Origin of the sequence: Actinomadura sp. 9N215 (assembly GCF_044326345.1) — a bacterium.
Classification (GTDB): Bacteria; Actinomycetota; Actinomycetes; order Streptosporangiales; family Streptosporangiaceae; genus Spirillospora.
Genome location: NZ_JBIRBA010000026.1, coordinates 106,258 through 127,280, shown reverse-complemented (window position 1 = coordinate 127,280; position 21,023 = coordinate 106,258). Strand labels below are relative to the sequence as shown.

At 71.4% G+C, this 21,023-nt stretch carries 23 protein-coding genes; 9 read left to right on the top strand and 14 right to left on the bottom strand.

The window, feature by feature from the left end:
* Positions 1-22: 22 nt before the first annotated feature.
* The 7 genes from ACH34T_RS34315 to ACH34T_RS34285 all read right to left on the bottom strand — a co-directional run bounded on the left by ACH34T_RS34315 (position 23) and on the right by ACH34T_RS34285 (position 7,792).
* A complete protein-coding gene (locus ACH34T_RS34315) occupies positions 23-1,234 on the bottom strand; it encodes an MFS transporter (protein WP_396025126.1) in 1,212 nt (403 codons plus the stop codon).
* A 176-nt stretch (positions 1,235-1,410) separates the two neighbouring features.
* Positions 1,411-2,214, bottom strand: a complete 804-nt coding sequence (locus tag ACH34T_RS34310) for an ABC transporter permease (protein WP_396025125.1) — start codon at positions 2,212-2,214, stop codon at positions 1,411-1,413.
* A complete protein-coding gene (locus tag ACH34T_RS34305; RefSeq protein ID WP_396025124.1) occupies positions 2,211-3,194 on the bottom strand; it encodes an ATP-binding cassette domain-containing protein in 984 nt (327 codons plus the stop codon). The genes ACH34T_RS34310 and ACH34T_RS34305 overlap by 4 nt, the downstream gene beginning before the upstream one ends.
* Before the next feature lie 27 nt (positions 3,195-3,221).
* Complete coding sequence (locus ACH34T_RS34300) at positions 3,222-4,013, bottom strand: DUF4097 family beta strand repeat-containing protein (protein WP_396025123.1); 792 nt, start codon at positions 4,011-4,013, stop codon at positions 3,222-3,224.
* Between the two features lie 70 nt (positions 4,014-4,083).
* A complete protein-coding gene (locus tag ACH34T_RS34295; RefSeq protein ID WP_396025122.1) occupies positions 4,084-4,677 on the bottom strand; it encodes a toxin-antitoxin system HicB family antitoxin in 594 nt (197 codons plus the stop codon).
* A 138-nt stretch (positions 4,678-4,815) separates the two neighbouring features.
* Positions 4,816-6,051, bottom strand: coding sequence for an MFS transporter (locus ACH34T_RS34290; RefSeq protein WP_396025121.1), 1,236 nt, complete (start codon positions 6,049-6,051; stop codon positions 4,816-4,818).
* Positions 6,052-6,085: 34 nt separating this feature from the next.
* Complete coding sequence (locus ACH34T_RS34285) at positions 6,086-7,792, bottom strand: FAD-dependent oxidoreductase (protein ID WP_396025120.1); 1,707 nt, start codon at positions 7,790-7,792, stop codon at positions 6,086-6,088.
* Positions 7,793-7,883: 91 nt separating this feature from the next.
* Here ACH34T_RS34285 and ACH34T_RS34280 point away from each other — a divergent pair, with 91 nt between their 5' ends.
* Entirely contained in the window at positions 7,884-8,270 is a 387-nt protein-coding gene (locus tag ACH34T_RS34280; protein WP_396025119.1) for a metalloregulator ArsR/SmtB family transcription factor, read from the top strand.
* On the opposite strand, the gene ACH34T_RS34275 is transcribed toward ACH34T_RS34280, so the two are convergent.
* Positions 8,267-8,533: a hypothetical protein gene (locus tag ACH34T_RS34275; RefSeq protein WP_396025118.1), complete on the bottom strand. Its 267-nt coding sequence runs from the start codon at positions 8,531-8,533 to the stop codon at positions 8,267-8,269. The genes ACH34T_RS34280 and ACH34T_RS34275 overlap by 4 nt on opposite strands.
* Positions 8,534-8,742: 209 nt before the next feature.
* Here ACH34T_RS34275 and ACH34T_RS34270 point away from each other — a divergent pair, with 209 nt between their 5' ends.
* The 3 genes from ACH34T_RS34270 to ACH34T_RS34260 are packed head-to-tail and all read left to right on the top strand — an operon-like array spanning position 8,743 to position 10,839.
* The gene (locus ACH34T_RS34270) at positions 8,743-9,144 is read left to right on the top strand and encodes a VOC family protein (protein ID WP_396025117.1); all 402 of its coding nucleotides are present in this window, start codon (positions 8,743-8,745) and stop codon (positions 9,142-9,144) included.
* A gap of 34 nt (positions 9,145-9,178) precedes the next feature.
* Positions 9,179-9,517 carry a YciI family protein gene (locus tag ACH34T_RS34265; protein ID WP_396025116.1) on the top strand — a complete coding sequence of 113 codons (339 nt, stop codon included), beginning with the start codon at positions 9,179-9,181 and terminating at the stop codon, positions 9,515-9,517.
* Positions 9,514-10,839 (top strand): RNA polymerase sigma factor, encoded by a 1,326-nt coding sequence (locus ACH34T_RS34260; protein ID WP_396025115.1) that lies wholly within the window; start codon positions 9,514-9,516, stop codon positions 10,837-10,839. Before ACH34T_RS34265 ends, ACH34T_RS34260 begins: the two co-directional genes overlap by 4 nt.
* 31 nt (positions 10,840-10,870) lie before the next feature.
* On the opposite strand, the gene ACH34T_RS34255 is transcribed toward ACH34T_RS34260, so the two are convergent.
* Both ACH34T_RS34255 and ACH34T_RS34250 read right to left on the bottom strand, forming a co-directional pair.
* Positions 10,871-11,299, bottom strand: coding sequence for a hypothetical protein (locus tag ACH34T_RS34255; protein ID WP_396025114.1), 429 nt, complete (start codon positions 11,297-11,299; stop codon positions 10,871-10,873).
* A 137-nt stretch (positions 11,300-11,436) separates the two neighbouring features.
* Positions 11,437-11,910: a MarR family winged helix-turn-helix transcriptional regulator gene (locus ACH34T_RS34250; protein ID WP_396025113.1), complete on the bottom strand. Its 474-nt coding sequence runs from the start codon at positions 11,908-11,910 to the stop codon at positions 11,437-11,439.
* Positions 11,911-12,005: 95 nt separating this feature from the next.
* Between ACH34T_RS34250 and ACH34T_RS34245 the strand changes: the two genes are divergently transcribed.
* Together ACH34T_RS34245 and ACH34T_RS34240 are read left to right on the top strand one after the other, a co-directional pair.
* A complete protein-coding gene (locus tag ACH34T_RS34245; protein ID WP_396025112.1) occupies positions 12,006-13,076 on the top strand; it encodes an amidohydrolase family protein in 1,071 nt (356 codons plus the stop codon).
* A 304-nt stretch (positions 13,077-13,380) separates the two neighbouring features.
* Positions 13,381-14,445: a S1 family peptidase gene (locus ACH34T_RS34240; RefSeq protein ID WP_396025111.1), complete on the top strand. Its 1,065-nt coding sequence runs from the start codon at positions 13,381-13,383 to the stop codon at positions 14,443-14,445.
* 103 nt (positions 14,446-14,548) lie between these two features.
* On the opposite strand, the gene ACH34T_RS34235 is transcribed toward ACH34T_RS34240, so the two are convergent.
* Positions 14,549-15,046, bottom strand: coding sequence for an FBP domain-containing protein (locus tag ACH34T_RS34235; RefSeq protein WP_396025110.1), 498 nt, complete (start codon positions 15,044-15,046; stop codon positions 14,549-14,551).
* Positions 15,047-15,110: 64 nt separating this feature from the next.
* On the opposite strand from ACH34T_RS34235, the gene ACH34T_RS34230 reads away from it, so the two are divergent.
* Positions 15,111-15,680 (top strand): TetR/AcrR family transcriptional regulator, encoded by a 570-nt coding sequence (locus ACH34T_RS34230; protein WP_396025109.1) that lies wholly within the window; start codon positions 15,111-15,113, stop codon positions 15,678-15,680.
* A gap of 10 nt (positions 15,681-15,690) precedes the next feature.
* Here ACH34T_RS34230 and ACH34T_RS34225 read toward each other — a convergent pair whose 3' ends face one another.
* Positions 15,691-16,137, bottom strand: coding sequence for an SgcJ/EcaC family oxidoreductase (locus ACH34T_RS34225; RefSeq protein WP_396025108.1), 447 nt, complete (start codon positions 16,135-16,137; stop codon positions 15,691-15,693).
* Between the two features lie 82 nt (positions 16,138-16,219).
* A complete protein-coding gene (locus ACH34T_RS34220) occupies positions 16,220-17,683 on the bottom strand; it encodes an IclR family transcriptional regulator C-terminal domain-containing protein (RefSeq protein ID WP_396025107.1) in 1,464 nt (487 codons plus the stop codon).
* An 86-nt stretch (positions 17,684-17,769) separates the two neighbouring features.
* Between ACH34T_RS34220 and ACH34T_RS34215 the strand changes: the two genes are divergently transcribed.
* Both ACH34T_RS34215 and ACH34T_RS34210 read left to right on the top strand, forming a co-directional pair.
* Entirely contained in the window at positions 17,770-18,519 is a 750-nt protein-coding gene (locus tag ACH34T_RS34215; RefSeq protein WP_396025106.1) for a CoA transferase subunit A, read from the top strand.
* Positions 18,519-19,154, top strand: a complete 636-nt coding sequence (locus ACH34T_RS34210; RefSeq protein WP_396025105.1) for a CoA transferase subunit B — start codon at positions 18,519-18,521, stop codon at positions 19,152-19,154. The genes ACH34T_RS34215 and ACH34T_RS34210 overlap by 1 nt, the downstream gene beginning before the upstream one ends.
* Here the strand turns inward: ACH34T_RS34210 and ACH34T_RS34205 are convergent.
* Positions 19,147-21,000, bottom strand: a complete 1,854-nt coding sequence (locus ACH34T_RS34205) for a collagenase (RefSeq protein ID WP_396025104.1) — start codon at positions 20,998-21,000, stop codon at positions 19,147-19,149. The genes ACH34T_RS34210 and ACH34T_RS34205 overlap by 8 nt on opposite strands.
* Positions 21,001-21,023: the final 23 nt, after the last annotated feature.

The following is a 21,023-nucleotide window of genomic DNA, read 5'->3' as shown; positions in this document are numbered from 1 at the left end:
GAAGTAACTCATGACGGCCTTTTCACGGAACTGATCTGATCGGCTGGATGAGCAGCCCGCCCGCTACGGCCATGGCGCCTGCCAGGAGGAACAGCAGAGTATAGCCGCCGAGGTCGACACTGCCCGCGGCGACGATCGGCGCGACCGCGACCGCGCCGCTGCCCGCCATGTTCATCACCCCGAGGTCCTTTCCCCGATCGCTGTCGCTCCGCAGGATTTGCGTGACGAGCGCCTGATCGACGGCGAGGTAGGCGCCATATCCGGCGCCGAGCGCGGCCGCCGCGACAACGGCCACCGGCCAGGTGGAGACCAGCGCCATTCCGGTGAGCCCGGCGGCCATGAGCAATGCGGCGACGATCACGAAGACCTTGCGCCGCCCGATCCGGTCGGACGCGCGCCCCATCACCAGGCCCACCACGATGATCCCGGCGGTGAACATCAGGCTGAGCACCGCCACGCCTTGCGCCGGGTCGTTCAGCCTGATCTCGTCGCGGAGAAAGTACAGCAGGTAGACGGTCGCCAGCGACGTCGCGAACTGGGCCATGAACCGTCCGCCCCAGGCCCACGCGAAATCCGGCCCGAGCGCGACCGCCGAGTCGACCACCCGCCGCGACCTCCCGCCCCGGATCGCATGATCGGGGCGTTTCGGCTGGTCAGGCCGGTGCGGCGGGACGGGTGCGTCCCGTCCGATGAACGCGTACGGCAAGGCGAGCAGCCCGACCAGGACCGCGACGACCGGATATCCCGCCCGGAAGGAGATGCCGGACACCAGCAGCGTCCCGAACACCAGCCCGAGCGGCTGCGCGAATCCGACGACGGCGAAGACCGTCCCGCGCCGGTCGACCGGAACACGGTCCGGGACCACCGCGCACAACGCCGCGGAAAGACCGCCCACTCCGCCGTGGACGACCGTCCAGCAAATACCGACGGCGACTATCGACGATTGCAAGGGCAGGAGAAGAAGGGCCACCGCACAAAGAACCGTGCCGCCGACCACCCAGGAGCGCCGTTTTCCGAAACGCCATCTCGTCCGATCGGAAAAGGCGCCGACAAGTGGCCCGGCGAACACCGCCGCCACGGCGCCGGCGGCCGTCACCGCGCCCAGCGCCCAGACCTTGTGGTCCGGGTCGATCACCGCTATCTGGCTGGGCAGCAGAACCTGCGCGGACGCGAGAAGCCCGATCCACATTCCGAGGGTGACCGTGAACAGCGCCAGCACCCATGACAAAGACAACGGTCCGAATGTCGAAGGCTGCTCGGCGGGGGACGCCCTTACAACAAGGGGTTCTTCCATTGCGAGTCCACGGATCCCGTACCCTCGGCAAGATGGGAAGGTCTACGTGGCCCACAAGGTAGCACAGCCCTCCCCCACCGCCCGGCCCGCTACCACCCGGTCATCGACCGGCCGGGTCAGGTGCTGACGGCTCGTTTGTAGAGGCGGGTTGCGAGGGGGACGAAGATCAGGAGGATGGCCGCGATCCACAGGGTCGAGGCCAGGATCGCGTGTTCGATGGGCCAGGCCGAGGACGTCTTCAGCGCGGCGTCGGTGTTGCCGAAGAGTTCCCTGATGGCCTGCGTGAACGTCGAGACGGGATTCCAGTCGGCGACGACGCGGAGCGGGGTGGGCAGCTTCGAGCTGTCGATGAACGCGTTGGAGATGAACATCAGCGGGAACGACACCATGGTCGCGATGTTGTTGAAGCTCTCCGGCGTCCGCAGGGAAAGGGCGACGGCCGCCGTCACCCAGGAGAAGGCGTAGGCGAAGAGGAGCAGCAGCCCGAAGCCCAGGGCGACCTTGTAGGCCGGGGTGTGCACGCGCCAGCCGACGAGGAGGCCCATCAGCGCCATGACGGTGAGGCTGCACAGGTTCATCAGCAGGTCGCCGACGGTCTGGCCGATGAGCACCGCCGAACGCGCCATGGGCAGCGAGCGGAATCTGTCGAAGATGCCCTTCTGCAGGTCGAGGGTCAGGGTGTAGCCGGTGCTCTGGCCACCCATGATCACTGCCTGGACGAAGATCCCCGGAAGCAGGAACTCCTTGTACGACATCCCCGGGACGTCGATCACGCTGCCGAAGACGTAGGCGAACATCAGCACGAACACGATCGGGAACATGATCGTGGCGCCGAGCAGGTCCGGGGAGCGCCTGATCTTGAGGGCGTTGCGCCTGGCGATGGTGAACCCGTCGGCGACGGGGGTGGTGAGGGCGTTCATCGGGCGGCCTCCTGACCGTCGCGGGTTTCGCCCGCGGCCGCCGCGGCCGCGTGTCCGGTGAGGGCGAGGTAGACGTCGTCGAGGGTGGGGCGCCGCAGCCCGGCGTCGCGCACCGTGACCCGCTGGTCGGCCAGCCGGGCCAGGACCTCGCGCAGCGAGTCGGCGCCGCTGCTGACCGGGGCCGTCACGCGGAGCGCGTCGGGGTCGGTGCGCAGCGCCCCGACGGCGCGCCACGCCAGCGTCTCCCGCGCGGCGTCGAGTTCCGCGCGGGTGGAGACCGTCACCTCGATCCGGTCGCCGCCGACCTGGTCCTTGAGGTCGTCGGACGTCCCGCGCGCGATCGCGCGGCCGTGGTCGACGACCATGATCTGGTCGGCGAGCCGGTCGGCCTCCTCCATGTACTGGGTGGTCAGCAGCACGGTGCTGCCGCCGGAGACGAGGTCGGCGACGACGTTCCAGAGCTGCGCCCTGGCGCGGGGGTCGAGGCCGGTGCTTGGCTCGTCCAGGAACAGCACCGGCGGGTCGGCGACGAGCGCGGCGGCGAGGTCGATGCGGCGCCGCATCCCGCCGGAGTAGCCCTTCACGGGGCGGCCGCCCGCGTCCGCGAGGTCGAAGCGTTCCAGCAGCTCGCGGGCGCGCGCCCGGCTGCGCTTGGCGCCCAGGTGGTAGAGCCGCCCCACCATCTCCAGGTTCTCCGCGCCGGTGAGGTGCTCGTCGACGGCGGCGTACTGCCCGGACAGCCCGATGCGGGAACGCAGCCGTGCGGCGTCGCGCACCACGTCGCATCCGGCTACCACGGCGCTGCCCGCGTCGGGACGCAGCAGTGTGGTCAGCACCCGTACGGTCGTCGTCTTTCCCGCGCCGTTCGGGCCGAGCAGAGCGAGCACCGTCCCCTCCGGGACGGTGAGGCTCAGCCCGTCGAGGGCGGTCACCTCGCCGTATCGCTTGGTCAGTCCTTCGGCCGTGATCGCGTCTGTCATGTCTGATTCCTTGTCTTCGTCGGGGGGTCAGGAGCGGTGGACGTCGATGTCCCCGTAGTTGGCGCGGACGTGGACCTCCGCGGTGCTGTCGGCCTCGTCGGGCCCTTCGGACGAGGTCAGCGCGTTGCGCACCGCCCCGTGCTTGGAGTGCAGGTCGAGCCAGGCGGCGGTGCCGTGCGCGATGCCGATGTGCGCCTTGCCGTAGCCGATCTCCACGCGGGTCGAGCCGCGCGACACCTCGCCGACCCGGACCCGGCCGTAGGCGGACTTGACGGTGAGGTCGGCCAGCGGCCGGTCGACGGTGACGTCGCCGGTCGCGGAGCTGATGTGGACGTCGCCCTCGGCGGTCCCGAGCCGGACGGCGCCGTTGCTCGCCTTGATGTCCGCCGGGCCGGTCAGCCAGTCGACGGAGACCTCCCCGTTGCTGGCCTTCAGCTCCGTCTGCCCGGTCTGTTCGAGCCTGATGTCGCCGGTGGAGCTGCGCACGGACGATTCGCCGAGCCGTCCGGTGGCGAGGAAGTCCGCCGCCCCGCTCGCCTCCACGCGGGATCCGGCGGGCAGCTCGACGGTCACCTCGATCCCGCCGCGCCAGGCCAGCCAGGATCCCAGGCCCTTGGCGCGGGGCTCCTTCACCAGCAGGCGTCCACCGGAGAACTCGACCCGGGTGCGCTCGGCGGCCTTCACGCTGGACTCTTCGGAGGGGTCGTTCGGACGGACGTCCACCACGGTGTCGGTGCGGTCGCCCGCGTTGATCCGGACGTACCCGGTGAAGACCTCGATGACGGCGAGAATGGGTTTGGGCGTGTCGAAAGTCGGCATGGCGAAGCTCCCTACATGGGTCGGTGGTGCGTCCCGGCCCTTTCGGCCGGGTGTTCGGACAGGGCTGCGGCTAGCGCACCCAGCCGGCGAAGGTGCGTCCGGTCGGCGGAGGCTGTCCGGTGTCGCCGGGACGTTCGGCGCCGCCGCCTTCGGGGCCGGGCCCGCCGGGGGCGCCATGGGTGAAGGCCGCGGAGACCGCGCGGACCAGCCAGGCGTTGACGGAGACGCCCTGCCGGGCGGCCGCCTCCTCCACGCGCGATTTGAGGTGCTCGGGCAGGCGCAGCGTGATCCGGGCGGTGCCGCCCTCGTCGGCGGCCCGTCCGACCGGCGGCAGCTCGGGCTCGGCCTGCCGCTCATCGCCCCCGGCCACGCTGCCGGGAACGGCGGCGCTGCCGGGAACGGCGGCGGGGGCGTCGCCTTCGGTGGGCGGCGTCACCACGAACGACGGGTCGCGGCCGCGCAGCCGCAGGTCGACCGAGCCCGGCGCCAGGTCGCGGGTGATCTCTTCGGCGGCGGCCGCCAGGGCCTCCAGCAGCATCAGCCGGGCGGCCGACTCCAGCGGCCCGGTCAGCCGCTCGGCGAGCGCACGTGCGTCCGCACCTCCGGCCTCGGCCGCGACCGCGAGCTCCCGGCGCAGGTTGTCTACAAACGGCGTAACATCCACGACGTCATTATGACGTCATGAGTGACGTCATTGCAAGCGTCAATCTGACGCCATCGTCGCGCGCGTACGACGTCACGGGTGCCGCACACGCGATGACCAGCGCAAACGCAGAGGAACACGGCCGTCCCCAGGACGGCGTCACTTCGCCGGTGCCGTGCCAGTCGCCAGCACGGCGGCGAGGACGGCGGTCACGGCCAGCGCCAGGAACATGTGGGGGTAGCCGCCCAGCGCGGCGGCCAGGGCGGCGCCGGCGAAGGGTGCCAGGGCGGTGGCGGTCGTGATCGGGGCGGCGAGGATTCCGGACAGCGCGCCGTAGGCGGTGGTGCCCCAGCGGTCGGAGACGGCGGTGGCCTGCAGCAGCGTGGCGATGCCGCGGATCATCCCCGCCAGGAACGCCACCGCGATCAGCAGCGCCACCGGCCCCGGGACGAGGGCGAGGGCGGCGGTCGCGGCGGCCGACAGCGCCAGGATCAGGACGGTCCGGGCGCGGACGCCGGTGCGGCGCGCCAGCGTCCGGTAGCCGAGACGTCCGGTGACCTGGCCGACGCCGCCCAGGCCGAGCGCCCAGGCCGCGGTGCTGCCGGCCGCTCCACGGGACGTCAGCAGCGGGATGAGGTTGATCAGCACCGCGAACATCGTGAAGGACGACAGGGTGAACGCGACGGTCAGCAGGACGAACGGTCTGCTGCGCACAGTCCCCGCCACATCGTCGCGGACGTCCGCGCGGCGCGGGCCGTCCAGCGCGGGCGGCGGGGGCCAGGGGCGCCGCAGGGCCAGCAGGTGCAGCGGGACGGTGACGACCGCCAGCACCACCGCCAGCACCAGGTAGACGCCGCGCCACGACAGCTGTGCCGACAGCGCGTCGGTGAGCGGCGCGAACACGGTGCTGGCCAGCCCGGCGACCAGCGTGAGCGTGGTCAGGGCGGCGACGTGGCGCGGCGCGTAATAGCGCGTGAGCGCGGCGAAAGCGGGCTGGTAGAGGACGGCGGTCATCGCGGTTCCGGCCAGCAGCCAGGCGACGGCGAACCAGGCCAGGTTGGGGGCCGCCGCCAGCCCGAGGACGGCCACGACGGCGAGCGCCGATCCGCAGGTCATCAGGGCGCGCGGGCCGTGCCGGTCGAGCGCGCGGCCCACGGGGATGCCGCCCAGCGCGGCGACGACCAGGGCGGCGGAGAACGCGGCCGTGATCGCGCCCGTCGACCACCCGGTGTCGCGGGTGATGGCCGGGGCAAGGACGGGGAACGCGTAGTACAGCACGCCCCAGCTGGTGATCTCGGTGACGCACAGCGCGAGCAGCGGAACGCGGGACACCGCACCGGTACCGGCGGCGGTGACGTCCGCCGCCGGACCGGATGCGGCACTTCCACGGCTCATACGATCATCGACGTTACCGATTCGTCAGGCGCGGTCACGCCGGGGGGTCGCCGCGCTCGGCGTCCTCGCGTTCGGCGTCCTCGCGTTCGGCGTCGCCGGAGTAGCCGTGCACCACTCCGGTCGCGAAGCCCACCCCGGCAGGCGCGCCGAAACCGACGGTGACCGGCTCGGAAACCGGACCGCCGCAGCACGAGCCACCGCCGGTTTCGGCCTGGGCCGCTGACCCGGCGCCCGGCTCCGCCGCGGCGGAGCCGGGCAGGAGGTCGTCGGTGACCAGGTCGGTGGAGCACACGCCGGTCTGGGGCAGGTCGAGCTCGACGGCGTCGGCGGCCTCGCGGTCTCCGGCGAGCGCGGCGACGATGGAGCGGACCTGCTCGTACCCGGTGGCCATCAGGAAGGTCGGCGCGCGGCCGTAGCTCTTCATCCCGGCCAGGTAGAACCCGGCCTCGGGCTGGGCGAGGTCGCGTTCGCCGTGCGGCGGGACGGTCCCGCACGAGTGGAAGTTGGGGTCGATCAGCGGGGCGAGCTTGGCCGGGGCCTCGGTGGCGGGGTCGAGGTCGAGCCGGACCTCGCGGAGCATGTCCAGATCGGGCCGGAACCCGGTGGCGGCGACCACGACGTCGGCCGGCAGGGCGTGCTCGCCGTCCGGCGTCCGGCCGGTGACCTGGACGGGCCCGTCGCCGGGAACCGCGAAGCCGGTGATGGTGAAGCCGCGCACCAGAGTGATCACCCCGGACTGGACGGCCTCCTTGAGGCGCATGCCGAGCGCGCCGCGGGCCGGGAGCCCGTCGGCGTCGCCGCCGCCGTAGAGCCGGGCGACCGAGGCGCCGCGCACGGCCCAGGTGACGCGGGTGCCGGGCTCGGCGGCGGCGAGTTCGGCGAGGGCGAGCAGGGTGTTGGCGGCCGAGTGGCCCATGCCGACGACGAGGGTGTGCCGTCCGGCGAAGCGGGCCCGGTCGCGGCCCAGGACGTCGGGCAGCGGACCGGTCAGGTAGGGCGCGGCGGCGTCCTCGCCGGGGGCGGGCAGGCCCGAGTGGCCCAGCGGGTTGGCGGCGCCCCAGGTCCCGGACGCGTCGATGACGGCGCGGGCGGCGATGTCGTGGAACGTCCCGTCCGGGCCGGTGGCGCGGACCAGGAGCGGACGCTCGTCTCGGCCGATGGTGCGGGTGACGTCCACGCCCTGGCGGGCGACGGCGACGACCCGGGTGGCGGTGCGGATCCGTCCGGCCAGCGCGGGGACCCGGGCGAGCGGGGCCAGGTAGTCGCGGACGAGTTCGGCGCCGGTCGGCAGGTGGTCGGCGGGCGGCGGCGTCCAGCCGGTGGGCTCCAGCAGGCGGCGGGCGGCGGCGTCGGTGTCGTACCGCCAGGGCGAGAACAGCCGGACGTGCCCCCACTCGGAGATCGCGGCCCCGACCCGCGTCCCCGCCTCCAGGACGACGAAGTCCTGCCCGCGTTCGGCGAGGTGCGCGGCGGCGGCCAGCCCGACCGGCCCGGCACCGATCACCACGACCGGCAGCCCACCGCCCGCACCGCCGAAGTTGTCGTCGCTCGCGGCGGTGTGCGGGGCGGTGTGCGGGGCGGTGTGGGTGCCGCCATGGGCGTCGGTGTCGTGTTCGGTGAGGCAGGCGCAGCCGGCGTCGGTCTTGGCCTGCTCGGCGGTGCTCGCGGGGTCGACCGCCTGCTCGGCGCCGGTGCAGCAGGCGCTGACGCCGCAACAGCTCGCCCCGGTGGTGTCGGTCACAATGGCTCCTCGGTCCGCTCGACGCTGTTTTGAAGTTCATCTAAACAGCCGTCAGTTTGCATCCTGGATAGATGGATGTCAAATTAGAGGGGTGTCGAATCCCAAGGCGTCGCTGGACGTGATCGAGCGGGTGTGCTGCCCGCCGCTGAGCGCCGCGGCGCTGGACGGGGCGGAGGCGGCCGAGCTCGCGGCGGTGTTCAAGGCGCTGGCCGACCCCGTCCGGCTGCGGCTGCTGAGCATGATCGCCTCGATGCCCGCCGGCGAGGCGTGCGTGTGCGACCTGACCGGCGCGTTCGCGCTGACCGCGCCGACCATCTCCCACCATCTGAAGGTGCTGCGCCAGGCCGGGCTGATCGAGGGCGAGCGGCGCGGGACCTGGGTGTACTACTGGCCGGTCCCCGAGGCGCTCACCCGGCTGGCGGGCCTGTTCGCGCTCCCGTCCCTCACGCCGGCCTGCGCCCGTCCCGCTAGCGGCTAAGCGCCAGGCACGGGACCGTGGTCCGTGACGGGCCCATGGTCGGTGAGGTTGACGCCGTCCTGGAGCTGGGCGACCTCGGCCACGGCCACCTCATGGACGGTCTGCCAGCCCCCGGACGGGCTTTCCCGCTCGAAGATGTAGCGGGCGCCCGCGTACCTGCACCGGTCGGCCGAGAGGTCCCGCCGCGCGCCGTCGACGAGGTAGATGCGATAACCGGCCAATGCCCCCTCCTCGGCGTCGCCGGGCCCGGTCCGTATGGTCACGGTCACTGTCCGTGACGATCCGACCCTACCTCACCGCGTGACCGCAGTTCCGGGCGGCGTCGCGGCGGCGTCCGACGGCGCCGGAAATCGGTGCCGGACGATGTCGGATCGGGCCGCCGCCCACTCGTCTAGGGAGTGAAAGACACACACTCCCGGACGCGACGCGAAAGCGACGCGGACGCGCCCGGCCGCACCGAAAGGAACGGGTGATGAACCCGAAGCTGAACGTCATCGACATCATCGTGTCCGACATCCAGGACGCGATCGCCTTCTACGCCCGCCTCGGGCTGGACTTCAAGGTGGACGAGAAGTACCCCGACCACGCCGGCTGCGACCTGCCGAACGGGCTGCACCTGATGCTCGACACCGAGAAGTTCCGCGGCGGCACGCAGACGAGCGGGTGGAGCCGTCCGACCGGCGACCCGCGCACGTTCCTGGCGTTCGAGTTCGCGGACCCGGCCGCCGTCGACGCCAGGTTCGCCGAGCTGACCGGCGCCGGGCACACCGCCGCGCAGGAGCCCTGGGACGCCTTCTGGGGGATGCGGTACGCGACCGTCCTCGACCCCGACGGCAACGGCGTCGACCTGTACTGCCCGCTGCCCGCCGAGTAGCGTCCACCAGGCCCTTTCCGGGAAGGAGCGGCACATGAAGTACGTGTTGTTGTTCGTCGAGACCGAGGAGTTCGCGCGCGACCTGGAGGCGATGGACGAGGCCGCGCGGGAGGCGGCGTTCGAGGCGGTCGGACGCTGGTTCGCCGAGCACTCGGCCGTGATCACGCACCACGCGCACCTGCGTCCCGCCGAGACCGCGACGACGGTGCGGCTCGGCGGCGGCGACGCGCTGGTCACCGACGGGCCGTTCGTGGAGGGCAAGGAGGTCGTGTCCGGCTACGCCGAGATCGAGGTCGCCGACCTCGACGAGGCGCTGGCCGTGGCGAAGTCCTGGCCCGCGTGCCCGATCGTCGAGATCCGCCCGCTCACGTGACGGACCCACCGCGGGACCGGCCCGCGGGCCGGTCACACGATCAGGTCACCGGCCCGCCGAAGGAGCGGGCCGCGGACGGGCATGAGCAGGTCACCGGCCCGGCGCAGGAGCGGGTGCGGGCCGAGCTGGCCGGCGTGGTGCGTGAGCACGCGGGCCGGCTGACGGCGTGCCTGGTCCGGGTGCTGGGCGACTTCGCCGCCGCCGAGGACGTCGTGCAGGACGCCGTCGAGACCGCCCTCCAGCGCTGGCCGGACGACGGGATCCCCGACCATCCCGACGCCTGGCTGCTGACCGTCGCCCGCCGCCGCGGCCTGGACGTGCTGCGCCGCCAGGAGCTCTACCGCGACAAGCTGGCCCGGCTGCGCTGGCCCGTGCCGGCCGAGCCCGACGACCGGCTCAAACTGATCTTCACGTGCTGCCATCCCGCGCTGCCGCGGGCCGCGCAGATCGCGCTCACCCTGCGGGCGGTGTGCGGGCTGACGACGGCGCAGATCGCGGCGGCGTTCCTCGTCCCGGAGGCGACCGTGGGGCAGCGCATCACCCGCGCCAAGCGGAAGATCGGCGAGGCGGGCATCCCGTACCGGGTGCCGTCCGACGCCGACCTGCCCGACCGCGTGGACCAGGTGCTGGCGGTCATCTACCTGCTGTTCAACGAGGGCTACCTGTCCACGTCCGGGGAGCGTGCGCACGCCATGGACCTCGTCGACGACGCCGAATGGCTCACCGCCCAGCTCGCGTGGCTCCTGCCGCGGCAGCCGGAGGTCCTCGGGCTGCTGGCGCTGATCCGGCTGCACCAGGCCCGCACCGGCGCCCGCTTCACCGGCGACGGCCGCCTCGTCCCCCTCCGCGACCAGGATCGCCGGCGCTGGGACCACGACGCCATCACCGACGCGACCCGCCTCATCGAACGCGCCGCCGCGCTGCGCCGTCCGGGCCCGTACCAGTTGCAGGCCGCCATCGTCGCCTGCCACGCCGAGGCCCCCGCCTGGACGGACACCGACTGGCCGCAGATCGTCGTCCTCTACGACATGCTGCTGGCGCTGGCGCCGTCACCCGTCCACCGGCTTCAGCGCACCATAGCCCTGCGCCACCATCCCGGCCCGCGCGGCGGCCCCCGCAACACCCTGGCCGACCTGGACGCCCTAACGCCCGCCGACCGCAAGACCCTGGAGCGCTATCCGCTCTACCACGCCACCCGGGCCGAACTCCTCCGCGCCCTGGACCGCCCTGAGGAAGCCCAAGCTGCCGACCAGCGGGCTCTTGCCCTGACCGCCAACCCGGCCCAGCAGGCCCTCCTGGAGGAACGCCTCACCGGCCCCTGACATTCTCACAGGCCCTTGACGGTCGGCCGGGTCACTTGCCGATGGAGCCCGCCGGGGGCGCGGTGAGCGCGTAGATCAGCAGGACGCAGAGGGAGATGGTGAGCACCGACCAGAGCGGGAACGCCTGGAGGAAGGCGAGATGCCCGATCGCGGCGAGGACGGCGAACACGACGCCGGCCGCGCGGGCCCACATCCTGCCGGCCATGATGCCGGCGCCGACGGCGATCTGGACGATGCCGAGCACGAGCCAGATCCATCCCCACGCGGTGTAGTCGAACACGAGGATGTCGTTCTGGCCGACCAGGTAGTAGTCGTCCTTGACCAGGGCGACCACGCCGTCGATGACGTTGAACGCGCCCACCACCAGGGCGAGGGTGCCGGCGAACGTCAGCCAGCCGGACGTCCGGATCCGATCCCGCGCGGAGACGGAGCCGGAGCCGTGGGTCATTTTGGTCGTCATCGAACCTCCCCGAATCGAGCTCTGATTGATTCACCACTTCCCTGCGGGATAAGGACCACAAACCAGGATCAATACGCGTTTAACCATTCCTTTTACGGCATTTGACAGCATTACCGACAAAACACGGGCACGCGCGGTCAGCGGGGGGCGGTGTGCTCGGTCAGGCGGCGGAGCAGGTCGACGAGCTGGGCGCGTTCGTCGGGGCGGAGCCAGCCGAAGAGGTTCTCGCCCACGTCGGCGGCGATGCGCCGGGCGCTCGCGAGGGTCCGTTCGCCGTCGCCGGTCAGCGTGATCGAGTAGGCCCGCCGGTCCTGGGGGGCGCGTTCGCGGCGGACGAGGCCGCGGTCCTCCAGCTCGTCGATGATGCGCACCATCGTGGACTTGTCGATGCCCGACAGGTCGATGAGGCGCCGCTGGCTGGACGGCCCGTACAGGTCCAGGGCGAGCAGCATGGAGAACCCGCGCACGTCGATGTCGAGCGGGCGCAGCTCGTCGTTCATGCCGGACCGGGCCTGGTGGTGCGCGCCGGCCAGCAGCATGCCGAGCCCCACGTGCCGGAGGGCCGCGTCGCCGTCCGCGGCCAGGATCCGGGTGACCAGGTCGTCGAGCATGTGCCCATCGTAGGCCCATCTGATATAGTCTCAGATGAGACTTTCTCGTGAGGTCCGAAGTGGGCGGCGCCACGATGACCGACAGGAGACGACGCATGCCCGAAATCTCTCGCCGCCGCGCACTCCAGGTGTCCGGCCTGACCGCGGCGATGGCCGCCGTGCCCGTGGCGGCGGCGCCCGCGGGCGGGGCCGCCGCGAGCGACCGCCGGCCCACCCGCGGCAAGATCGACACCCACCACCACGCCCTCCCGCCCAAGATGCGGGAATGGGCGATCGAGGAGGGCCTGATCCCGCCGACGGGCGGCCCCCGCTGGGCCCAGTGGACCCTCAAGGGCACCCTGCGGACCATGGACGCCAACGGCATCGCGGTCGGCGTCGCGTCCGCGCCCGTCCCGCCCGAGGTGTTCGAGAACCGGCAGGTCGCCGTCCGCGGCGTGCGGGCGTGCAACGAGTCGCTGGCCGAGCTGGCGCGCGAGCACCCCACCCGGTTCGGCTTCTTCGCCAACGTGGCGATGCTGCACACCGACCTGGCCCTGGAACAGCTCGCCCACGCGTTCGACGACCTGGGCGCGGACGGCATCCTCCTCAACACCTCGGCCGCCGGGCTCTACCTCGGCGACCGCAGATTCGAGCCGCTGTTCGCCGAGCTCGACCGGCGCCGCGCGACCGTGTTCACCCACCCGTTCGCGCCCCAGGACGCCGCCGAGGTGCCCGGCGTCGGCGACTGGGTGGCCGACTTCCTGCACGACACCACCCGCACCGCGCTCAGCCTCATCTCCGCCGGGACGCTGGAGCGCTACCCCCGCGTGTCCATCATCCTGTCCCACGGCGGCGGGTTCCTGCCGTACATGGCCGGACGCGCCGAACGCTGGGGCCGGGAGGACGACGGGCCCGACCCCGCCAAGATCCGTCCCGCGCTGCGCCGCTTCCACTACGACACGGCGCTGCCGACGTCGCCGTACGCCACGCCGACCCTTCTCGGCGCGGTCGGCGCCGAGCGCGTGCTGTTCGGCACCGACTGGCCGGCCAACTCGGCCAAGGAGGTCGGCCTCAACACCGTGGCGTTCAACCGCGACCCGAACCTGGACCCGCGCGCGCTCCGCACCATCGGACGGAGCAACGCCCTGCGGCTGCTCCCGCGCCTCGCCGAACGAGTCGGCGGCTGAACACACCCATCACACCCGGCACCGGACGCGTACTTCCCGCGCCGGTGCCGGGCGCGCGGGGACGGTCCGATGGCGGGCGGCCAAGGCGGCATTCCCAGGTCGAAGCCATTTCAGGACCTACTGAAATTTCAGTTATGGCTTGAAATATGGCTGTTGACACCTCATCGAAGTACGTTGCTGCCACGCATCGCCTTTGTCACGAGGGTCACACCAGCGAGTTCGCGTGATCGAAGGCGCCTGCCCCCCGCCAACCCCCGAGATGCCGCCGCCGCCTACAGGCGAACGGTGGCGAAAGGTGGACACAGTGAACCGTGGATCGCACCTCAAACGCGTGGTACCCCCACTTTTGAGTGCCGCGGCGCTGATCACGCTCCCCGCGCTCGCAGCCGTTCCCGCGACGGCCCAGGCGCAGCCCACGGGGTTCGTGAAGCTCGCTCACCTCCCGCTCAACGCGCTGGGCAACAAGGTGACCGGCCAGCTCGGCTCCCAGCACGCGGGCTACTACGTCGACGGCTCCGGCAACCTCGTCGTCAACGTGACCAGCGCGGCCGCGGCCCAGCAGGCCAAGGCCGCCGGCGTCAAGCCCCGCATCGTCAAGCACGGCATGAAGCCGCTGACCGACGCCAAGAAGAGCCTCGACCGGCACGCCGGCACCGCCGCCGCCACGGGGCTGACCTGGGGTGTGGACATCATGTCCAACTCGGTCGTCGTCACCGTGCCGAAGGCCGACAACGACGCCGCCACCAAGGCGTTCGTGAAGCGCGCCCAGGCGATGAGCAAGACCGTCCGGATCCAGCGCGTGGACGGGTCGCCGCAGCTGGCGCTCGGCCCCGGCGACGCGATCCACACCAGCGGCTCGCGCTGCTCGGTGTCGGCGATCGGCGTCGCGGGCGGCACCGAGTACGTCATGACCGCCGGGCACTGCACCGCCATCGGCGCCACCTGGACCACCGCCGGTGGCCAGACGGTCGGCACCCGGCAGCTCAACAGCTTCCCGGGCAACGACTACGGGTCGCTCCGCAGCGCCGGACAGGTGCAGCTGAGCAACGCCAACCTCACCGAGGTCGGCCGTCCGGCGGTCGGCAGCCCGATCCAGAAGAAGGGCTCCACCACGGGCACGACGTCCGGGACCATCCGCGGCTACGACCGGACCGTCAACTACCAGCAGGGCGCGGTCACGCAGCTCGTCGCGACCTCCGCCTGCGCCCAGCCCGGTGACAGCGGCGGCTCGCTCCAGGGCGGCAACGTCGCCATCGCCATCACCTCCGGCATCAGCAGCCAGAACTGCAACGCCGGCGGCTTCGAGTCGTTCTTCCAGCCGCTGGACGAGGCACTGCAGGCTCAGGGCGCGACCCTGAAGACAGGCTGAGGCACGTCCTCATCAGGCTGAGGCACGGCCTCAACCTGAAGTGAGCCGAGCACTCCGCTCATGTGGGGCTCCCGGTCCGCCGGGGGCCCCACATCTGTCTCCGCTATCCGGTCACCTTGTCGAGGAAGGCGGTCAGGTTGGTCCGCGTGCGGGCGATCTTCTCCGGCACGGAGAGGGTCTCGTCGAAATCGCCGGCGGCGGCCGTCCGCCGCTTCCCGCGAACGTAGAGGGAGCAGGCCAGGTCGGCGCAGAAGTACTGCCCGACCGTGTTGCCCTGGCGTCCGGCGTCACCGGCGCGGCGCGCGCTCATCAGCGTCACGCCGCCGCCGGCGTGCGTGGTCAGGCACAGCGAGCACATGCTGCGGGACGTGAAGCCGCGCGCCGTCCCGGCCACCGCGCGCAGCGCGATTCCCAGCGGGCGTTCGCCGCGCGGGGCGACCAGATAGGCCCGTTCGGGGGCGCCGGGATCTCGCCAGCCGAGAAAGTCGAGATCGTCCCATGGACGCGCGTCAAGGTCCTTGGGAACGCCGAGCCGCTTGGCCTCGCCTTTCGAGCAATTGACGAAGCATGCGCGGACGTCGGTCTCGCTGATCGGTCTCATGTTCGTCCAGGCTAGCCGTCCCTAATATAATTAGGCAAACGTCTTATTCACCTAGGGAGGTCGGATGGCGCGCGCGGGCATCACCCCGGAACGCCTCGCCGGGACGGCGGCGGAACTGGCCGACGAGATCGGCTTCGAGCACCTGACCGTCTCGGCGGTCGCGCGCAGGCTGGGCGTCCGCGACCCGAGCCTGTACGCGCACATCGAGAACGCGCGGGAGCTGAAGGCGCGGGTGACGCTGCTGGCGCTGGCGGAGCTTGCCGACCAGGTCGCCGCCGCGGTGGCCGGACGCGCGGGCAAGGACGCGCTGGTCGCGTCCGCCGACGCCTACCGCGAGTACGCCAAGCGGCATCCCGGCCGGTACACGGCGGCCAGGGCCGAGCTCGACCCGGAGACCGCGGCGAAGAGCGCCGGTCCCCGGCACGCCGAGATGATGCGGGCGGTCCTGCGCGCCTACGACCTCGCCGAACCGGACGAGACCGACGCGGTGCGCTTCCTCGGCAGCATGTTCCACGGGTACGTGAGCCTGGAGATGGCGGGCGCCTTCCGCCACACCCCGCGCGACGCCGACGCGTCCTGGTCCTGGGCCCTGGACACCGTCGACACCGCCCTGAGAACGGTCACCGACCGCTGACGGTTTTGGCCTATTCGGTAGTTCCGAAGATGGGGCGCTCCGCCGATTCGAGCTCGTCGTCGGGGACGCCCATGTTCTGGCTGGCGGTCAGGCGCCACTGCCCGTCCTCCTTGGCCATCACCCACAGCGGGGTGCCGATGTCCAGCCCGTCGGGCGTCCGGTAGATCTGGCGGAGCTTGACCGCGGCGACGTCGGGCCGGATGAACAGCACGTGCTCCAGCTCGAACGTGACCGTCTGGTCCTGCATCCCGCCCGGAAGCACCTGGCGTGTGAACGCCGAGATCTCGTCGAGGCCGTAGAGGCGCTTGCCGCCGCCCGTCGTCCAGATCGCGTCGGCCCGGAACAGGCGGAGGAACTCGTCGGGGAGCTCGTTGTTCTGTGCGTGTTCGACCGTGGCGACCACCTGCTTGATGGCGTCGATCTCGGCCTCGCGTGCGTCGATGTCCGTTGCGCTCATAAGGCCACTCTTGAACATCAAGTCGACTTGAGGTCAAGGCGGGCGCCGTACGCGGAACCAGGCGCTCCGACCGTCCCCGCGATCAGAGTGGGAGGGGCTGGTGGCGGGTGAAGGCGGCCACGTCGGCCTCCAGGGCGCGGGCGGTGGCGCGCAGTTCCGGGAGGAGGCGGTCGCGCATCGCGTCCACCGGTTCGCGGGCGGCGGGCGCGGCGATGTTGAGCGCGGCGACCACGCGTCCGGCCGCGTGGATCGGGACGGCGATCGACCGCAGCCCCGTCTCCAGCTCCTGGTCGACGACGGCGTACCCGTCGTCCCGTGCCCGGCCGACCTCGCGGGCCAGGTCGGCGGCGGCGGTCAGCGTCCGGCCGGTGAAGGCCCGGCGGTCGGAGCGGACGATCAGGTCGGACGCCTCCGCCCCCGGCAGCCCGGCCAGCAGGACGCGTCCCATCGCGGTGGCGTAGGCGGGGAAGCGGGTCCCGACGGTGATCTCGACCCGCATGATCCTGGACGCCTGGGCGCGGGCGACGTACCGGATGTCGGTGCCGTCCAGCACCACGACGGACGCCGAGTCGTGCACCCGCACCACGAGGTCGCGCAGATGCGGGCGCGCGAGGTCCTCGAACGTCCGCCCGCTCACCTGCCGGTATCCGAGGTCGAGGACGCGCGGCAGCAACGCGAACCGGCCGCCGCCGCCCGCGCTCTCGCGCGCGTAGCCGAGGGCGGTGAGCGACAGGAGCGCGCGGCGGGCGGTGGCGCGGGCCTGGCCCGTCATCGCGGCGGCCTCGGAGATCGTCAGCCCCTCGGGCCGGGTGCCGATGGCGTGGAGGACGTCCAGACCGCGATCCAGCGACTGGAGGAACTCCGCTCCGAGCCGGGCCTTGAGGTCGCTGCCCTCGCCGGGCGTCCTCGTCTCGTCCGGACGCGCCGGACGTGCCGCGACCTGCTCCATCTCGGCGGCGCACGCCATGACGGACGGCCGCGCATGCGCCCGCAACGACGCGGCCGAGTGGCGGCTCGCGTGGCTGACGACGACCAGGGCGAGCGGGCCCGCCCCAGCGCGGACGGGAACGGCGACGGCCACGAGCCCCGGCTCCAGAAAGTCGTCGTACGACGACCATCCATGCCCGCCGAACGCCCCTTCGGCGGGGAGCAGGTCGCCGACCTTGAACGCGATCGCCAGGGAGCCGCCGGGCCGCGACTGGGCGACGACGCGAAGGCCGTCCCGGTCGGGCGCGGCGAGCACGACGGACTCGTCCAGGTCGTCGGCGAGCCGGGCGACCCGTCCGGCCAGGAACCCCTCGGGGTCGAGGCCGGACAGGTAGAGGTTCCCGACGTCCATCGTCCGGGGCGTCGCGACGACGTCACGGCCCCGCCAGCGCAGGTAGCCGGTCTCCGTCAGCGTGCTCAGCACGCGGTCGACGGTCGAGCGGGCCAGCCCGGTCTCCGCGACCAGGTCGGCGGGACGGAGCGGCCCCCCGGCCCGCCCGACGACCTCCAGGACCTCCAGGCCGCGTTTGAGCGGCCCGACCGGCGCGGCTCCCCCCATGTCCCCTCCTTGACATCGTCCGGACGACCACCGACACTGCATCGGCAATTATGAAGCAAAGTTCACTAGGCGAACAGGATGCCGGCATGGACAAGGTGGTGGCGAGCGCGACCGCGGCCGTCGCGGACGTACCGGACGGAGCGTCGCTGGCCGTGGGCGGGTTCGGGCTGAGCGGCGTGCCGAACGTCCTCATCGACGCGCTGCACGCGGCCGGTCCCGGCGGGCTGAGCGTGGTGTCGAACAACTGCGGCGTCGACGGCGGCGGGCTCGGCATCCTGCTGGAGGCGGGCCAGATCGTCCGCGTGACCGGCTCCTACATCGGCGACAACAAGACGTTCGCCCGCAAGTACCTGGCCGGTGAGGTCGAGGTCGAGCTGATCCCGCAGGGCACGCTCGCGGAGCGGCTCCGCGCGGGCGGCTGCGGCATCCCCGCCTTCTACACGCCCGCCGGTGTCGGGACGCCCGTCGCCGAAGGCGGCCTGCCCTGGCGGTACGCGGCGGACGGGAGCGTCGCCGTTCAGTCCCCGGCCAAGGAGGTCCGCGACTTCGACGGCACGCCGTACGTGCTGGAACGCGGCATCCGCACCGACTTCGCGCTGGTGCGGGCGCGGCGCGGCGACCGGCACGGCAACCTCGTGTTCGGCAAGGCGTCCCGGAACTTCAACCCGCTCGCCGCGATGGCGGGCCGCGTCACGGTCGCCGAGGTCGAGGAGCTGGTGGACGCCCTCGAACCCGACGAGGTGCACCTGCCGGGCGTGTTCGTCCAGCGGGTCGTGGAGCTGACGCCTGAGCAGGCCGCGGCCAAGGGAATCGAGAAGAGGACGGTGCGCGCCTGATGGCCTGGACCCGCGACGACATGGCGGCCCGCGCCGCGCGCGAACTGACCGACGGCTCGTACGTGAACCTCGGCATCGGCCTGCCGACCCTCGTCCCCGGCCATGTGCCGCCCGGCGTGCACGTCGTGCTGCACTCGGAGAACGGGATCCTCGGCGTCGGCCCGTACCCGCGCGAGGACGAGGTCGACCCCGACCTGATCAACGCGGGCAAGGAGACCGTGACCGTCCTGCCGGGCGCGTCGTACTTCGACTCGTCGCTGTCGTTCGGAATGATCCGCGGCGGCCACATCGACACCGCGATCCTCGGCGCGATGCAGGTGTCGGCCGGGGGCGACCTGGCAAACTGGATGATCCCCGGGGCGCTGGTCAGGGGCATGGGCGGGGCGATGGACCTGGTCCACGGCGCGCGCCGCGTGATCGTCCTGACGACGCACAACGCCAAGGACGGCACCCCGAAGATCGTCGAGAGGTGCGATCTGCCGCTCACCGGCCGGGCGTGCGTCGACCGGATCATCACCGACCTGGCCGTCCTGGACGTCACCCCGGCCGGCCTCGCGCTGGTGGAGACCGCCCCCGGCGTCACCGCGGACGATGTCGTGTCCCGGACCGGCGCGAAGGTGACCGTTACTATCTGACGTCGTCGCCTTTCATTTCGGCGCAGGCGCCTGCGGCGCAGGAAGCGAGCCACGTTTGCCAATCGGCGTCGTAACGGGTGCCGATTGTGCCGGTCAGGAACGTCCGGGCGGCATTCCAGTGCCCGGTGCGGTAATGGCCGAGCACCGTGGCGACATCGTCCGGATGCCTCTCCAGCATGTAACGGACGGCGAGATAGCTCCAGGCGTAAATGCGGGACGAGTCGTGGCCATAGGTGGTGTCCCACAACGTGCTCAGCGCGTACGTGTGCTTCGCGGCCTCCGCGCTCGCCCGGCCGTTGGTCACCTTGCGGTACGAGTAGGAGACGTACTCGGCGAACCCTTCGATCCACCAGACGGTCGGCGTGCGGACATTGGCGTCGAAGCCGCCGTACAGGTCGAACCGTCCGTCGAGGTAATGGGTGTACTCGTGGTTGAGGTTCCGGATCTCGAACCTCGGACGCGCCCGCTCCATCTCGTGGGCGATGAACCGCGGCCGGTTCCCGGACGCGGCCGGGTCGCCTTCCAGATACATGCCGCCGGTGTTGGCGTCGACGCCGTACATCGCACCCGCGTAGGTCCGGTAGTCGGCGCTGGAATCGAAGACGCACACCTCGATCGTGGCGTTGCCGTCGTCCGCTACCGGCGTGTTCCCGTCTTTCACCAAGGTGTGGAAGTAGGCGTCCTGCTTCACCAGGCTCGCGCACGTCTCGGACAGTTGGGCGGCCGTCATGTCCTGCGCACGAATCCTGATGCTGGAACTGCAAGAACGATCGACGGTCAGGACGCTCCGCTCCAGCCGCTTCCGCAGATCACACGTGTCGTAGTAGGTGCAGTTGGCCTGGTCGTAGTGTCTGGTCATATCCGCGACGCCGACCCACAGTGCTGCCGTTCTCCCGGTCATATGGCTCGCGCCGAGCAACCTTTTGACCAGCGGCCTCACCTTTTCGCGCAGCGAGGTGTGCTGGAGGAATCGGCCCAGCTCACGTCCGGCATTGGACGTCAGGTAGCCGCGTGCGGTGCCGAGCAGACCGAGCTGCCGGACGGCGAAAGAGTTGAGCGCGTCGAGAACGCTTGGATCTCCTTCAACCGCGGACACGAACTCGGGCACCTGATGGCCCCGGAACAGGATTAGGTACACATTGTTGACAGCGTTGAGCATCCGCCAGTGCTTGTCGTACGTGGCGTTGTAGCCGTTCAGCAGCCGCTTGACGACGTAGATGTAGCGCCCGTTCTCCTGCGCGCTGTCTACCAGCGTGACGGCCTCGGCGAGAACCTCTCCATTCGCGTCACTGACCGTCGATGACTTCGAGTTCCCGAAATAGGCATCGAGCCCTGCCTGCACCGTCTTCTTCAGCGTGACCCCGTAGGAGGCCACAGCAGATGGGTTGTACCACTGAACGTAGTAACCGGCACGCAGATACAGGACTAACTGAGCGGTGCCCGTTCGATTGTCACCCGGATAATGAACGGCGTTGTGACGCAATGCCAAAGCGACCGCGAACATCTGAGATTCACGAAACGCGGCGTAGGCGTCCTTCCCGGCCAGACCGAACAGCGTATCGATACAGCCTTTCGACGACGCCTTGATCTGCCGTACCAGCACGCTACCCGACCGTCCGCCGAAATCGCCCGGCTCACAAAGCCCAGCCGCTCGCGCCTCCCCTTTTTCCGAAAGACGCTCCCCGAATTCATGCGGCGAAGGCGACAATGGTGGACGCTCCACCACCGGCAGCACGGACTTTCGAACGTGCCCGTCCACGCCTCCGGTCCGTGCCGTGACGGGATGCGGTTTCGGATGGGCGCTCGCGGGCGAGACCAACAACCCGACCGCGAGCGCAAGCACCACCGCTATCCCCACGCCCCTCGCAT

Excerpts from the sequence above, each read along its gene's own strand:
- ACH34T_RS34310 (WP_396025125.1), bottom strand. The coding sequence starts at position 2,214 with ATGAACGCCCTCACCACCCCCGTCGCCGACGGGTTCACCATCGCCAGG.
- ACH34T_RS34305 (WP_396025124.1), bottom strand. The coding sequence starts at position 3,194 with ATGACAGACGCGATCACGGCCGAAGGACTGACCAAGCGATACGGCGAG.
- ACH34T_RS34300 (WP_396025123.1), bottom strand. The coding sequence starts at position 4,013 with ATGCCGACTTTCGACACGCCCAAACCCATTCTCGCCGTCATCGAGGTC.
- ACH34T_RS34290 (WP_396025121.1), bottom strand. The coding sequence starts at position 6,051 with ATGAGCCGTGGAAGTGCCGCATCCGGTCCGGCGGCGGACGTCACCGCC.
- ACH34T_RS34270 (WP_396025117.1), top strand. The coding sequence starts at position 8,743 with ATGAACCCGAAGCTGAACGTCATCGACATCATCGTGTCCGACATCCAG.
- ACH34T_RS34265 (WP_396025116.1), top strand. The coding sequence starts at position 9,179 with ATGAAGTACGTGTTGTTGTTCGTCGAGACCGAGGAGTTCGCGCGCGAC.
- ACH34T_RS34255 (WP_396025114.1), bottom strand. The coding sequence starts at position 11,299 with ATGACGACCAAAATGACCCACGGCTCCGGCTCCGTCTCCGCGCGGGAT.
- ACH34T_RS34250 (WP_396025113.1), bottom strand. The coding sequence starts at position 11,910 with ATGCTCGACGACCTGGTCACCCGGATCCTGGCCGCGGACGGCGACGCG.
- ACH34T_RS34245 (WP_396025112.1), top strand. The coding sequence starts at position 12,006 with ATGCCCGAAATCTCTCGCCGCCGCGCACTCCAGGTGTCCGGCCTGACC.
- ACH34T_RS34235 (WP_396025110.1), bottom strand. The coding sequence starts at position 15,046 with ATGAGACCGATCAGCGAGACCGACGTCCGCGCATGCTTCGTCAATTGC.
- ACH34T_RS34230 (WP_396025109.1), top strand. The coding sequence starts at position 15,111 with ATGGCGCGCGCGGGCATCACCCCGGAACGCCTCGCCGGGACGGCGGCG.
- ACH34T_RS34225 (WP_396025108.1), bottom strand. The coding sequence starts at position 16,137 with ATGAGCGCAACGGACATCGACGCACGCGAGGCCGAGATCGACGCCATC.
- ACH34T_RS34220 (WP_396025107.1), bottom strand. The coding sequence starts at position 17,683 with ATGGGGGGAGCCGCGCCGGTCGGGCCGCTCAAACGCGGCCTGGAGGTC.
- ACH34T_RS34215 (WP_396025106.1), top strand. The coding sequence starts at position 17,770 with ATGGACAAGGTGGTGGCGAGCGCGACCGCGGCCGTCGCGGACGTACCG.
- ACH34T_RS34210 (WP_396025105.1), top strand. The coding sequence starts at position 18,519 with ATGGCCTGGACCCGCGACGACATGGCGGCCCGCGCCGCGCGCGAACTG.